Annotated in this window: 13 protein-coding genes and 1 pseudogene; 10 read left to right on the plus strand and 4 right to left on the minus strand. The window is 66.7% G+C overall.

Features of this window, described 5'->3' with window-relative positions; genetic code table 11:
• Window positions 1-126 precede the first annotated feature (126 nt).
• A complete protein-coding gene (gene secB / locus Q4610_RS05185) occupies window positions 127-627 on the minus strand; it encodes a protein-export chaperone SecB (RefSeq protein WP_304534948.1) in 501 nt (166 codons plus the stop codon).
• A 200-nt stretch (window positions 628-827) separates the two neighbouring features.
• Here secB and Q4610_RS05190 point away from each other — a divergent pair, with 200 nt between their 5' ends.
• The 4 genes from Q4610_RS05190 to Q4610_RS05205 all read left to right on the plus strand — a co-directional run bounded on the left by Q4610_RS05190 (window position 828) and on the right by Q4610_RS05205 (window position 5,110).
• Entirely contained in the window at window positions 828-1,481 is a 654-nt protein-coding gene (locus tag Q4610_RS05190; RefSeq protein WP_304534949.1) for a Tim44/TimA family putative adaptor protein, read from the plus strand.
• Between the two features lie 8 nt (window positions 1,482-1,489).
• Window positions 1,490-2,755 carry a murein transglycosylase A gene (gene mltA, locus Q4610_RS05195; RefSeq protein ID WP_304534950.1) on the plus strand — a complete coding sequence of 422 codons (1,266 nt, stop codon included), beginning with the start codon at window positions 1,490-1,492 and terminating at the stop codon, window positions 2,753-2,755.
• A 3-nt stretch (window positions 2,756-2,758) separates the two neighbouring features.
• Window positions 2,759-3,325 (plus strand): Smr/MutS family protein, encoded by a 567-nt coding sequence (locus tag Q4610_RS05200; protein WP_304534951.1) that lies wholly within the window; start codon window positions 2,759-2,761, stop codon window positions 3,323-3,325.
• Window positions 3,326-3,424: 99 nt separating this feature from the next.
• The gene (locus tag Q4610_RS05205) at window positions 3,425-5,110 is read left to right on the plus strand and encodes a putative bifunctional diguanylate cyclase/phosphodiesterase (protein WP_304534952.1); all 1,686 of its coding nucleotides are present in this window, start codon (window positions 3,425-3,427) and stop codon (window positions 5,108-5,110) included.
• A 635-nt stretch (window positions 5,111-5,745) separates the two neighbouring features.
• Here Q4610_RS05205 and dapE read toward each other — a convergent pair.
• A complete protein-coding gene (dapE, locus tag Q4610_RS05210; protein WP_304534953.1) occupies window positions 5,746-6,885 on the minus strand; it encodes a succinyl-diaminopimelate desuccinylase in 1,140 nt (379 codons plus the stop codon).
• Between the two features lie 55 nt (window positions 6,886-6,940).
• On the opposite strand from dapE, the gene Q4610_RS05215 reads away from it, so the two are divergent.
• The 5 genes and pseudogenes from Q4610_RS05215 to Q4610_RS05235 form a co-directional block, all read left to right on the plus strand.
• The gene (locus Q4610_RS05215; protein WP_304534954.1) at window positions 6,941-7,384 is read left to right on the plus strand and encodes a cupin domain-containing protein; all 444 of its coding nucleotides are present in this window, start codon (window positions 6,941-6,943) and stop codon (window positions 7,382-7,384) included.
• On the plus strand, window positions 7,384-8,418 hold the full coding sequence (locus Q4610_RS05220; protein WP_304534955.1) for a S66 peptidase family protein: 1,035 nt from the start codon (window positions 7,384-7,386) through the stop codon (window positions 8,416-8,418). The genes Q4610_RS05215 and Q4610_RS05220 overlap by 1 nt, the downstream gene beginning before the upstream one ends.
• A gap of 100 nt (window positions 8,419-8,518) precedes the next feature.
• Window positions 8,519-9,046: a DUF192 domain-containing protein gene (locus Q4610_RS05225; protein ID WP_304534956.1), complete on the plus strand. Its 528-nt coding sequence runs from the start codon at window positions 8,519-8,521 to the stop codon at window positions 9,044-9,046.
• Window positions 9,047-9,157: 111 nt separating this feature from the next.
• Window positions 9,158-9,556 (plus strand): NADH:ubiquinone oxidoreductase subunit NDUFA12, encoded by a 399-nt coding sequence (locus Q4610_RS05230; RefSeq protein WP_304534957.1) that lies wholly within the window; start codon window positions 9,158-9,160, stop codon window positions 9,554-9,556.
• Window positions 9,557-9,801: 245 nt separating this feature from the next.
• A pseudogene (locus Q4610_RS05235) lies at window positions 9,802-9,972 on the plus strand (DUF2155 domain-containing protein); the annotation flags it as partial.
• Window positions 9,973-10,007: 35 nt separating this feature from the next.
• Here Q4610_RS05235 and aat read toward each other — a convergent pair.
• Window positions 10,008-10,754 carry a leucyl/phenylalanyl-tRNA--protein transferase gene (gene aat, locus Q4610_RS05240; protein WP_304534958.1) on the minus strand — a complete coding sequence of 249 codons (747 nt, stop codon included), beginning with the start codon at window positions 10,752-10,754 and terminating at the stop codon, window positions 10,008-10,010.
• A gap of 98 nt (window positions 10,755-10,852) precedes the next feature.
• Between aat and Q4610_RS05245 the strand changes: the two genes are divergently transcribed.
• The gene (locus Q4610_RS05245; protein ID WP_304534959.1) at window positions 10,853-12,073 is read left to right on the plus strand and encodes a dipeptidase; all 1,221 of its coding nucleotides are present in this window, start codon (window positions 10,853-10,855) and stop codon (window positions 12,071-12,073) included.
• A gap of 114 nt (window positions 12,074-12,187) precedes the next feature.
• Here Q4610_RS05245 and Q4610_RS05250 read toward each other — a convergent pair whose 3' ends face one another.
• Window positions 12,188-12,310, minus strand: coding sequence for a hypothetical protein (locus Q4610_RS05250; protein WP_304534960.1), 123 nt, complete (start codon window positions 12,308-12,310; stop codon window positions 12,188-12,190).
• Window positions 12,311-12,455: the final 145 nt, after the last annotated feature.

A 12,455-nucleotide genomic window follows, 5' to 3' on the forward strand; every position in this document is an offset into this window, starting at 1 on the left:
AGCGAAGTCGAAGCCCTGCACTGAGCGAAGCGAAGTGGCGTCGCTTCGCTCAGCCGCGCCCTTCGACATTTGAACGAGGCGCGTGACTCGTTCAAACAGGGCGAACGGAAGCTGCAGCATGAAAAATCAGGCGTGACCGGCCGGCTCGCCCGACGTCACTTCCATCTGCTGCGCCTGTTGCAGGTACAGCGCCCCGAAATCGATCGGGTCGAGCAGCAGCGGCGGGAAGCCGCCGTCGCGGATCGCGTCGGCCAGCACGCGGCGGGCGAAGGGGAAGATCAGGCGCGGCGCTTCGGCCAGCATGAAGGGCTGGACCTGATCCTCCGGCACGTTGCGCATCCCAAAAATGGCGGCATAGAGCAGTTCGACGGCAAAGGCGGTGCCCTGCGGCGCGACCGCCTTCACGTCGATCTTCAGCGCGATTTCCAGCACTTCCTCGCCGACCTTTTCGGCCCCGATATTGAACTGCACGTCGATCTGCGGCTGGTCCTGCCACTGGTACACGGCCGGGGCGTTCGGATTTTCGAACGACAGATCCTTCACATATTGGCTGATCAGCGCGATCTGCGGCGCGGTGTCGGCGCCATTGCCCAGGCTGGTGGTGATGTGATCCGTTTCGTCGGCCATGTTCTTCCCTAGACTTCCCTCTGGTCGGTGGCGGAACGCCCCCGTCTGTATCGACCCGCGCGCTTAGCAGGGGCGTGGGAACAGGGCAATGGCGACGCACCTGCCATTCGGGACACAAAGACAAGGCTCTATTTGAAGTTGCGCGCAAACATGCCTATGTTGGACGGAACATTGTCCCCACACAAAGGGTATAGCCTTCCGTGTATGTGATCGTCATCCTCGCCATGATCGCCGGCTTTCTGGCGCTGCGGCTCTATTCCGTGCTCGGCAAGCGCACCGGGCATGAGCAGGAGCCTGCGCCGCGCGCGGCGGACGAACGGCCCAAGGTGACGGTGCTGCAACCCGGCCCGGTGGGGCAGGGTAGTGGCGACGCGGTGCGGCTGGCCGAAGGGCTGATCGCGCCGGGTGCCGAAAATGGTGTGCGCGCGCTGATCGCCGCCGACCGCAGCTTCGACGTGCCGCAATTTGTCGAAGGCGCCAAGAGCGCGTACAAGATGGTGCTGGAAGCCTTCTGGCGCGGCAATCGCGATGAACTGGCCTGGCTGTGCGACGATGATGTCCGCGCTTCGTTCGAGGAAGCGATCGCCGCGCGCGAAGCCGATGGCCATGTCCTCGACAACCGGCTGGTCCGCATCGAAAAGGCGCAGATCGTCGAAGCCGCGCTCAACGGCCGTATCGCCGAAGTGACCCTGCGGTTCGAGGCGGACATTGCCGCCATCACCCGCGACAAGGACGGCACCGTCGTCGCCGGTTCCATGACCGATGCTGTAGGCACCAAGGATATCTGGACCTTCAGCCGCGATATTCGCAGCGCCGATCCCAACTGGAAGCTCAGCGAAACCGACGAAGCGTGATTTCGGGCGTGATGCGGCGTCAATCGGGAGCCGCGCTGCTTGCGGCGCTGCTGCTGTCGGCCTGCGCCGGGGGCGTCATTCCTCCCTCCGCCGGCGGCCCCGCCCCAGGCCGGCCCACATCGCCCGGCCCCCCATCGCCGGGCAGCGCGACCCGTCCCGTTCCCGCCACGCCGCGCCCGACCCTGCCGATAGACCTGCCGACCGATCCTGCACTCGACAGGGGCACCGCTGCCGGCATGGGCGTCACGCGCGGCCCCGACATTGCCAGCCTGATGCCATCGGGCGATCGGTCGCGCCTCGCGCTCACGGCGTTCCGCCTGTCCTGCCCCACCTTGATGCGCCGGGCCGACGCGAGCGGGCTGACCAGGGGAGCCGACTGGAACAACGCCTGCGCCGCCGCGTCGAGCTGGCCCGAAGCATCGGCCAGCGAATTTTTCGCCCGCTATTTCGAAGCGGTGCAGGTGGGCGACGGCGCGGCCTTCGTCACCGGCTATTATGAACCCGAAATCGCCGGATCGCGGACCCGCCAGCCCGGCTATGCGGTGCCGATCTACCGCCGCCCGACCGACCTGATCGATGCCGATCTCGGCCAGTTCAGCGACAGTCTGAAAGGCCGTACGATCCGGGGCAAGGTGAAGGGCAGCAAATTCGTTCCCTATGACGATCGCAGCCAGATCGTTGCCGGGTCGCTTGCCGGACGCGGGCTGGAACTGGCCTGGGCGGCAGACCCGGTCGAATTCTTCTTCCTCCAGGTGCAGGGCAGCGGCCGATTGAACCTGCCCGACGGCAGCGTCATGCGGATCGGCTATGACGGGCAGAATGGCCGCGATTATACCGGCATCGGCAAGCTGATGAAGGATCGTGGCCTGATCCAGGCCGGATCGATGCAGGATATCATGCAATATCTGCGCGCCAACCCGGTCGATGGCGCGGAAATCATGAACGAAAACAGGAGCTTCGTCTTTTTCCGCGAACTGACCGGCGCCGGGCCGCTGGGCGCGCTGGGCGTGCCGGTGACGGCGGAGGCGACGGTCGCGGCGGACCCCAAATTCGTGCCGCTGGGCGCGCCGGTGCTGCTCTCGCTCGACCGCGCCGAACCCAATGGCATCTGGATCGCGCAGGATACGGGCGGGGCGATCAAGGGCGCGAACCGCTTCGACAGCTTCTGGGGGGCGGGCGCGCGGGCGCGGGGCATCGCCGGGGGCATGTCGGCGCGGGGCAGCGCCCTTATCCTGCTGCCGATCGGGTCGACGGCGCGCCTTTCCCGGCCCTGAACCATGGCCCGCAGACGGCTCTCGACCGACGAGGAAGCGCTATGGAACGCCCTGATCCGCAGCGTCCGGCCGATACGGCCCAATGCGCGGCCGGTTGCGCGGCCCGCGACGCAGGAGGCGATGGCCACGCCCGCGGTGCCCGATCCCGCGCCCCGTCCGGCGCCAAAAGGGTTAACGCTTCCGCCACAACGGCCGATTGCCGCACCGCCGCTAAAACCCCCTGCCGCCGTGCTGGACAGCGGCTGGGAAAGGCGCATTCGGGGCGGCACGATCAGCCCCGACATGAGCATCGACCTGCATGGCCATACGCTCGCCGCCGCCCATGCGCAGCTTAACCAGGCGATTGCCCAGGGGCTGGCACGCGACGCCCGCGTGCTGCTGGTCGTGACCGGCAAGCCGCCCAAAAGCGCCGCCACCGGCGCAGGCGCCCGCCGGGGCGCGATTCGTGGCGAAATCGGCCACTGGCTCGAAACCAGCCCCTATGCCGATCGCATCGCCAGCGTCCGCATCGCCCATCCGCGTCATGGCGGCGACGGGGCGCTCTATTTGATCTTGCGTCGCAAAAAGTAACGTTTTTCTGTGGGCTTGCTGATCTTTTCTTAACCACCGTCCTTCATGTTCCGCGGATCGGGCCTCAAGCGTGGAGGCCGCAGCGGGGCAGGGAGACACATGCAGGGCGTGACGTTGAAAAGCCGCGCCGCTGCCTTCGCCTGCGCCGCGGGGGCGCTGGTGTTCATCCTGTCGCTGGTGCTGGGCTATACGCCGGGGCAGGAGGACGACCTGCTCCAGGTCGGCCGCGCGCTGATCATCGCCATATTGTGCGGCACGATGAGCTGGGCGTCGGCCCGCCGCACCATCGCCACCACCGCGACCGCCATCGACGCGGCGACCGAACGGCTGCTGTCCGCCGCCCATGGCGACCTGCAATCGCCGGTGCCGGGCGGGATCGCCCATGAACTGCCCGACCTGTCGGTGGCGCTGGAAAGCCTGTTCAGCCAGGTGCGCACCAATCTCGACCATGTGCAGGCGCTGGCCCTGTTCGACCAGATCACCGGCCTTGCCAACCGCACCAGCTTTTGTCGGCAGGTCGAACGGCTGCTGGCCGACCATGACGACAATGGCACGCCCACACTTTTCTTCATCGACCTCGACGGGTTCAAATCGGTCAACGACACGCTGGGCCATGCGGCGGGCGACCAGTTGCTCGCACGGGTTGCCGGCCGGCTGCGCGAAGTGGTGATGACGCAGGTCAGCACCGGCTGTAGCGACGCCGTGATCGGACGGCTGGCTGGCGACGAATTCACCATGTTCTTTCCGCGGCTGAGCGGCCGGGCGGCGGCGCAGCGGATCGCGCGCGCGATCCAGTTCGCGCTGGGGGAACGGTTTGACCTGGGCAGCCAGCATGTCGAACTGGGCGCGTCGATCGGCATCGCCTGCTACCCCGACCATGGCGACACGCTGGCCGGGCTGCTGCGCGCGGCCGACACGGCCATGTATCATGCCAAGAATCAGGGGCGTGGCCGGGCGGAAATCTATACCGATGCGATGGCGCTGGCGGCGGAGGACAAGGCCGAACTGGAGCGCGACCTGCTGGTCGGATTGCAACGGGACGAGTTTCTGCTGGAATTCCAGCCGCAGATCGACATCGTCAGCGGCGGCGCGGTGGCCGCCGAAGCGCTGGTCCGCTGGGCGCATCCTGAACGCAACATCGTCATGCCCGGCGCCTTCGTGCCTGTGGCGGAAGAAAGCGGCGTCATCGTCGCGCTGGGCGACTGGGTGATGGACAAGGTGTGCCAGACCGCCGCGCGCTGGGCAAATGCGGGCATCAGCCAGCGCATCGCGATCAACATTTCCACCCGCGAACTGGGCCAGCCCGACTTCTTCCTGCGCCTGCGCCACGCCATCGCCACCCATGCCGCGCCGCCCGCCATGCTGGAGCTGGAGATCAGCGAATCGCTGGCGATGGAGATGGAACCGCGCATATTGGAGCAACTGGGGGCGCTGCGTCGCGATGGCGTCTGCGTTGCGATCGACGATTTCGGCACCGGCTATTCCAACCTGTCACGGCTGAAGGAACTGCCCGTTGACCGGGTCAAGATCGACCGCAGCCTGGTCCGCGACATCGCCACCTCGGCCGAAGCGCGCACCATCTGCTCGGCGGTCGTCGGGCTGGTCCAGGGTCTGGGCATGGAAGTGGTGGTCGAAGGCGTCGAAAGCGAAGCGCAGATGGACGTGCTGCGCGTGATCGGCTGCACCCTGTTCCAGGGCTATCACCTGGCCCGCCCGACCGGCGAGCAGGCATATCTGGCACAATTCGGCGTGCAGGACAGAGGGCAGGTCCGCGACGCGGGGTAGAGTGGCGGGCTTGGGTGGATTTCGGACCGGCGGCTTTTGGGCGTTGCAGAGCGCTAACTGCCAGTCTGTTGGGCTGACCTCTGCTTCGCTGCGACGATGAGAACAGCGCAGACCAGCGCTGATCCACTTCCGCACCCTATTACCACGGCGGACATGTCTTTCTCTAAACCAAAATTCCACCCGACCCATGCCGCCGTGAATACCGCGCCAGCCGCAGCCGTCGAAACGACTGCAATGATGGGGCGCATCACGCGAGCAGCATACAAGAGGTATAGTGATGTAGCGAGACTAGGAAGAAAACCTATATAGTAAGCAGCCGACAGGAACAAGGGCCAAAAAAGCGCGAATACCGCCATTCCGGGGAAAGCAGTTATCAGGATAATGCTACCCAGCAATGGTCCGACTAACGCCAGCAGCACGCTTTGCCAAAGATGCTTCTTCCAAGAGAATGCCATCTTTTAAGCGTATAGGATATTAGTAAAGTATAACTGAACGGCTCTCACGCCGGACATTTTCATCGCAGAGCGCCTTTTGAAGGAGGTCGCAGTCTCACAGACTAACGTCCGCAATCAGGAGCGTGAACGAAAGCGAGAGTGGCAACAACTGGTCGATAACGGCCGAATCGCCTACGCCGCTCACCCCAGCGCCCGCTCCACCACCAGTGCGTAGATCCGCTGCAAGTCGCGCAGATCCTGCACCGCGACCGCCTCGTCCAGCTTGTGCATGGTCGCGTTGTTCAACCCGAACTCCACCACCGGGCATAGCCGCGACAGGAAGCGCGCGTCGGACGTGCCGCCCGTCGTGGACAATTCCGTTTCCACCCCGGTCACATCGCGGATCGCGCCGCGCACCAGGTCGCTGAACGCGCCCGGCGCGGTCAGGAAGGATTCGCCGCTGATCTTCGCTTCCACCGTGCCGCCTTCGACAGCCGCGATCTCCTTGATCCGCGCGATCAGCGACGCGCCTGTATGCTGGTCGTTGAAGCGGATCGATATGCGCGCGGTCGCCGCGCCTGGGATCACATTATGCGCGACATTGCCGACTTCCAGGTCGGTGATCTCGATATTGCTGGGCTGGAACCAGTCGGTCCCCTCGTCCAGCACTTCCGCTTCGATGGTGGTCAGGATGCGCACCAGCCTGGGGATCGGATTGTCGGCCAGATGCGGATAGGCGACATGGCCCTGGCTGCCAGCCACGCGAATCCACATGTTCACCGACCCGCGCCGGCCGATCTTCACCACATCGCCCAGCCGCGCCGACGATGTCGGCTCGCCCACCAGGCACAGGTCCGGGCGCAGGTCGCGCGCCGCCATCCGGTCCATCAGCGCCAGTGTGCCATGGACCGCCGGCCCTTCCTCGTCCCCGGTGATGATCAGGCTGATCGTGCCGGGCAGGTCGTCGGGCAGGTCGGCAAGCGCTGCGACGAAGGCGGCGATCGATCCCTTCATGTCCACCGCGCCCCGCCCGTAAAGCAGGTCGCCGCGAATCTCCGGCACGAACGGATCGCTGGTCCAGCCCGGCCCTGGCGGCACCACGTCCAGATGCCCGGCGAAGGCGAAATGCGGCCCCGCGCCGGTGGTCCGCCAGGCAAGCAGATTTTCGACCGGCCCGTCAGGGGCCTCCCCCGCCACGAAGCGGTCCACGGTAAAGCCCAGCGGCGTCAGCATCGCCTCCAGGGCCGTAAAGACCGCCCCGGTCGCCGGGGTGACGGAGGGGCAGGCCAGCAGGCGCTCGGCCAGGGCCACGACATCATGATTGGTGCTGGTCATGCTCATCCCGCCGCGTTAGCGAAAGCCTCGACCCTTGGCCAGCGGCAGGAGGAGTGAACCCATGCCCCGTATCGAACTGGACGGCATCGCACAGACCAACAGCACCGGCTATCCGGCCGACCATGCGGCCATCGTCGCGCAGCGATGGGTGCGACGGCTGGGACCGGCGACCGGCCTGTCCGACTTCGGCGTCAGCCATGTCGTGCTGAAACCCGGCGCGGCATCGGCCCACCGCCACTGGCATGAGGATGAGGATGAGGTCGTCGTCATGCTGGCGGGGGAAGCGATGCTGGTGGAGGAAGGCGCGCGTACCCTGATGCGGCCGGGCGACATGGCGGCGTTCCCGAAGGGCGAGCCGAACGGCCATCATCTGGTCAATGAAGGCGCGGTCGATTGCGTCTATGTCGCGGTCGGCCGGCCGCCCACGGGCGATTGCCACTATCCCGACATCGACCTGCTCTGGTCGCGCGGCGGCTATCGCCACAGGGACGGGAGCGCCTATTGATGCTGCGGCTGGACCGACGCGGCTGGATCGCCGGGATGGGCGCGCTGCTGGCGGCGGGCAAGGCGCCTGCGGTCGCGGCGACGGGGCTGGTGAAGCCCGCGCGGCTGCGGCCGGGCGACATGGTCGGCCTGATCGAGCCGGCCGGCTTTACCGACGATGCGTTCGATCTCGATCCTGTCATGGAAACCATCGTCGCGATGGGCCTCAAGCCCAGGGCCGCGCCGCATCTGGCGGGGCGCTACGGCTATCTGGCGGGCACGGACCGGGATCGCGCGGCGGACCTCCATGCGATGTTCGCCGACCCGCAGGTCAAGGCGGTGTTCGCGGTGCGTGGCGGCTGGGGCTGCGCGCGCATCCTGCCGCTGCTGGATTTCGCCCTGATCCGCAAAAATCCCAAGCTGCTGATCGGCTTTTCGGACATCACCGCACTGCATCTGGCCTTTGCGGCGAAGGCGGGCTTCACCACCATTCACGGTCCCAATGCCGCAAGCAGTTGGGGCAGCTTTAGCTGGGACGCCTTTCGCGCGCTCGCCTTTGACGGCGCGACGCCCACCCTGTCGACGCCGCCAGGGCATGAGGACCGGCTGGTCCAGCGCGCCGGGCGCATCCGCACCTTTCGCCCCGGTCTGGCGCGCGGGCGGCTGCTGGGCGGCAACCTGACCGTGCTGGCGGCGCTGATGGGCACGCCCTATTTGCCCGATTTCAGCGGCGCGATCCTGTTTGTCGAGGATATTGGCGAGCAACCCTATCGCATCGACCGGATGCTGACCCAGTTGGCACTGGGCGGCGTGCTGGGGAAGCTGGCGGGGGTGGCGTTCGGCCAGTGCACCGATTGTGGCCCGGCCGGCGCCAGCTATGGCGGCTTCACCCTGTCGCAGGTGCTGCAACAGCATCTCGAACCGCTGGGCATCCCGGCCTTTCAGGGTGGCCAGTTCGGCCATGTCGCCAATCAATATAGCCTGCCGCTGGGCGTGCCGGCGGAAATCGACGCGGCTGCGGGGACGATAAGGCTGCTGGAACCGGCGGTCGGGTAGGGGGATAGGGTTCCTCTGCGCGACGCCAGCCATCGCCGCCCGGCATATTGAAGGTTAACTCCCTCCCCATATTCCGCGAATCGCATTAGGCATGGCGTCCATGATCCGCTTGCCCGCCCTTCTCGCCCTCGGCCTGCTGGCCGCCTGTTCCGGCCCCAAGCCCGCGCCCGACAATGGCGCGCAGGCGCAGGCCGTGCCCGCCCTTCTCCCGGTCGTGATCCGCACCGCCAAGGGCGTGCACCGCTTCGATGTCGAAGTGGCGGCGACGCCGCAGGAACAGGAAAAGGGGCTGATGTTCCGCAAGGATCTGCCCGCGGACGGCGGGATGCTGTTTCCGATGGAGCCGCCGCGCACGGCGAGTTTCTGGATGAAGGATACGCTGATCCCGCTCGACATGCTGTTCATCCATACTGACGGGACGATCGCCTTCCTGAAAAGCAATGCGCAGCCCTATTCCCGCATCCCGGTGTCGGCCGGCGTGCCCGTGGCCGCCGTGCTGGAACTGCGTGGCGGGCGCGCGGCGGACCTTGGCATTGCGGAGGGCGATATGGTCAACTGGGGCGGCTGTGCGGTGCCGGCGGCCAAGGTCGCGACCGACCGCAATTTCTGCCCGGCCCCGTCCAGATAAAGTCCCCTTTGAAAAATGCGCGGGGGAGCGGGCCGGTGCGGCCGAAATGTGCGACAGCACATGCCCAAAACGCCTTGCCCGCGCCCGTCTCAGCGGCTAAGCGCGTGGGCCATGGGTATCCTCGGCAAGATCTTCACCTGGTGGGATGGCGCGACCATCGGCACTGCGCTCTTCACCTCTCGCAAGGGCACGAAGGTGGGGGAGGACCATCAGGGCAATGTCTATTATCAGGGCGGCACCGATCCCAATGGCCTGACGCGCCGCTGGGTGATCTATAATGGCGCGAACGACGCCAGCCGCGTGCCGGCCGAATGGCATGGCTGGCTGCACCATTCGATCGAGGGGGCACCGGAAAGTTTCCTGCCGCCGCCGCGTATCTGGGAAAGGGATTTTACCCCCAACGCCACTGGCACCGTCAACGCCTATCGTCCGTCCGGCGCGCTCGAAAAGGGCGGTCAGCGCCAGAGGGCGACCGGCGACTATGAGGCGTGGAGCCCCGACGCGGCATGATCCGGCGTCCGGCGGGGGATGTTTCGTCGATCCTGCTGCATCTGCCCCTTCTGTCCTGTGCGCTGGCGCTGGCCGCGTGCGGCAGGAATGATGTGCCTGCCGGCAATCTGACCGGGCCGGTCAAGGTCGAAGGCGCGCCGATCCGGTCCGCCGCCGGTGGCGCTTTGCCCGGCACGCCCATGGCGGAGCGGACGGCGGTGATCGGCCTGCTCAACAAACGCAACGGCTTGACCCGCGACCTGACGATGAAGCCGGGTGAAGCGTTGCGCGCGGGTGACGCGATCGTGCGCTTGCAGGCCTGCGAAACCACCGCGCCATGGGAAAATGTGCAGGATACCGGCGCCTTCGTGCAGTTGGACGTGCGCTCCAGCGCCGATGGCAAATGGCGCCGCGCCTTTTCCGGCTGGCTGTTCCGCGACCGGCCCGACCGCAATGTGGTTCAGCACCCGATCTATGATGTCTGGGTCAGGAGCTGCGCGATGGCCTGGCCCGAAACCGGGCCGGATACGGTGAAGCTGGGGGCCAAGGGCGAACCTGTCGCCGCCGGGGCCCGCGCCAGCGGATCGAACGCCAGTTCCGCCGCTGCGCCCGAACCCGACAGCGAAGCCCCCGCGCCCAGCGCCACGCCCGCAACCGCGCCGCCCAGCAACTGAAGATAGGCGCGCTGGCTGATCTCCACCGCGCCCATGCTGCGCAGATGATCGGTCATGAACTGGCAGTCCAGCAAGGTGAAGCCGGCGTAACGCATCCGCGCCACCAGCCAGGCCAGTGCCACCTTCGACGCATCGGTGCGGCGCGACACCATCGATTCGCCAAAGAAGGCGCGGCCGAGCGCGACGCCATACAGGCCGCCGACCAGTTCGTCCCCCTCCCATATCTCGATGGAATGGGCGAAACCGGCGTCGTGCAAATGGCCATAGGCGCGCTCGATCGCATGGTTGATCCAGGTGGAGGGGCGGTCCTGCGCCGATTGCGCGCAGAGCGCCAGGATGCGGCCGAAGGCGCGGTTGGCGGTGACGCGGAAGCGATCACGGCGGATGACCTTGGCCAGCGAATGGGACAGGTGAAAAGCGTCCAGTGGCAGGATCGCCCGCTGCTTCGGCTCGACCCAATAGACCTCCTCCGCCTCGCGATCGTCGGCCATGGGGAATACGCCGATGGAATAGGCCTGAAGCAGGACGAGCGGATCGATCATCATTGCATGGCAGGATAAGCGGGCGAGGCGAGCGGGGAAAGCCCTTCCTGTCATCGCGCGCGGCGATTGACTTGCCTCGACACGGCCCTAGCCTGCACGCGATGAAAAGCCTGTCCCTGGCCCTGCTGCCACTCCTCCTCGCCGCGCTGCCCGCCCAGGCCGCGCCCGATCCCCATGCCGCGCGGATCGCCAGGATATTGAAGGCCACGCCCCTGATCGACGGCCATAATGACTGGCCCGAAGCCTTGGCCGAAAAGGCGAAGGAGGCCCGCTGGACCATGGACCTGCGCCGGCTCGATCCCGCCCGCTATCATAGCGACATCGACCGGCTGCGCGCGGGCGGGGTCGGCGGGCAATTCTGGTCGGTCTGGGTATCGGCCGACCTGTCGCCCCTGCAACAGGTGCGCGACACGATCGAGCAGATCGACCTGGCCCATAGTTTCGCGCGCCGCTACCCGCGCGATTTCGCCTTCGTCACCACCGCCGCGCAGGTCCGCGCCGCGCACAGGGCGGGCCGGATCGCGTCGCTGATCGGGGTGGAGGGCGGCGGCCAGATCGACGGCAGCCTGGCGGTGCTGCGCGCCTATCATGACCTTGGCGCATCCTATCTGACCCTGACCCACAGCCGGACGACCGACTGGGCCGACAGCGCGACCGACGACCCGCGACATGACGGCCTGACCCCGTTCGGGGAAAGCGTGGTGACGGAACTCAACCGGCTGGGGATGCTGGTGGACCTCAGCCATGTCAGCGAGGCGACGATGCTGGACGCGCTGCGGGTCAGCCGGGCGCCGGTGATCTTCTCCCACTCCAGCGCGCGGGCGCTGTGCGACAGCCCGCGCAACGTTTCCGACGCCGTGCTGCAACAGGTGGCGGCGAATGGCGGCGTGGTGATGGTCAATTATGCGCCGCAATATGTGTCGGAAGCACGCCGCGTCTGGAGCGCCAATCGCAGCGCGGAGATCGCCCGCTACAATGCGCCGCCCTTTGGCGGCCTCCATATCGGCGATCCGGCGGCGGCGAAGCGGGCGCTGGCGGCGTGGGAGCAGGCGAACCCGGAGCCGGTGGTGACGCTGGCGCAGGTCGCCGACCATATCGACCATATCGCCAAAGTGGCCGGCGTCGACCATGTGGGGCTGGGCAGCGACTATGACGGCGTGGGATCGTTGCCGCAGGGACTGGGCGGGGTCGACACCTATCCTGCCCTGCTCGCCGAACTGATGCGACGCGGCTGGAGCGACGCCAACGTCGCGAAACTGGCCGGCGAGAATATATTGCGCGTGATGACGGCGGCCGAAAAAGTAGCGGCCGGGATGCGGTGAAAAGGGGGGATCGGGCGGCCTGGTCGCGATCTCAGGCTGCCATGGCATCTTCGCCCGGATATGATGGCGAAAAGCCGGCAGCCCGCCACCCGCGCAGGCCGGGCATGGGCCTCTTCAGGGCAGCGGTCGGACGCTGACCAGCGTGTAGAGGCCGATCAGGATGCCGCCGCCGGTAAAGCCCAGCAGGAAACGCCGGATGTCGGGCCAGAAGTCGGGCCAGAGTTCGAAATCGTCCATGGCGCACCTTTCCCATCGGATGATGGCGCGGGGCGTAGGCGCGGGGCGACAGCGGTGCCAGTGACAAATATGGTTAGAGTTTGATGACGTACATGTGCTTCGTCCGCCTTCGGCTCGCTGCGCGCGCAAGGACGGGCGTGGGTCA

The organism is Sphingobium cyanobacteriorum (genome assembly GCF_030580935.1).
GTDB lineage: Bacteria > Pseudomonadota > Alphaproteobacteria > Sphingomonadales > Sphingomonadaceae > Sphingobium > Sphingobium cyanobacteriorum.

What these genes read in the sequence shown, in the direction of transcription:
- secB (WP_304534948.1), bottom strand. Translation starts at nt 627, where the DNA reads ATGGCCGACGAAACGGATCACATCACCACCAGCCTGGGCAATGGCGCC.
- Q4610_RS05200 (WP_304534951.1), top strand. Translation starts at nt 2,759, where the DNA reads ATGGCCCGCAGACGGCTCTCGACCGACGAGGAAGCGCTATGGAACGCC.
- Q4610_RS05205 (WP_304534952.1), top strand. Translation starts at nt 3,425, where the DNA reads ATGCAGGGCGTGACGTTGAAAAGCCGCGCCGCTGCCTTCGCCTGCGCC.
- dapE (WP_304534953.1), bottom strand. Translation starts at nt 6,885, where the DNA reads ATGAGCATGACCAGCACCAATCATGATGTCGTGGCCCTGGCCGAGCGC.
- Q4610_RS05215 (WP_304534954.1), top strand. Translation starts at nt 6,941, where the DNA reads ATGCCCCGTATCGAACTGGACGGCATCGCACAGACCAACAGCACCGGC.
- Q4610_RS05220 (WP_304534955.1), top strand. Translation starts at nt 7,384, where the DNA reads ATGCTGCGGCTGGACCGACGCGGCTGGATCGCCGGGATGGGCGCGCTG.
- Q4610_RS05225 (WP_304534956.1), top strand. Translation starts at nt 8,519, where the DNA reads ATGATCCGCTTGCCCGCCCTTCTCGCCCTCGGCCTGCTGGCCGCCTGT.
- Q4610_RS05230 (WP_304534957.1), top strand. Translation starts at nt 9,158, where the DNA reads ATGGGTATCCTCGGCAAGATCTTCACCTGGTGGGATGGCGCGACCATC.
- aat (WP_304534958.1), bottom strand. Translation starts at nt 10,754, where the DNA reads ATGATGATCGATCCGCTCGTCCTGCTTCAGGCCTATTCCATCGGCGTA.
- Q4610_RS05245 (WP_304534959.1), top strand. Translation starts at nt 10,853, where the DNA reads ATGAAAAGCCTGTCCCTGGCCCTGCTGCCACTCCTCCTCGCCGCGCTG.
- Q4610_RS05250 (WP_304534960.1), bottom strand. Translation starts at nt 12,310, where the DNA reads ATGGACGATTTCGAACTCTGGCCCGACTTCTGGCCCGACATCCGGCGT.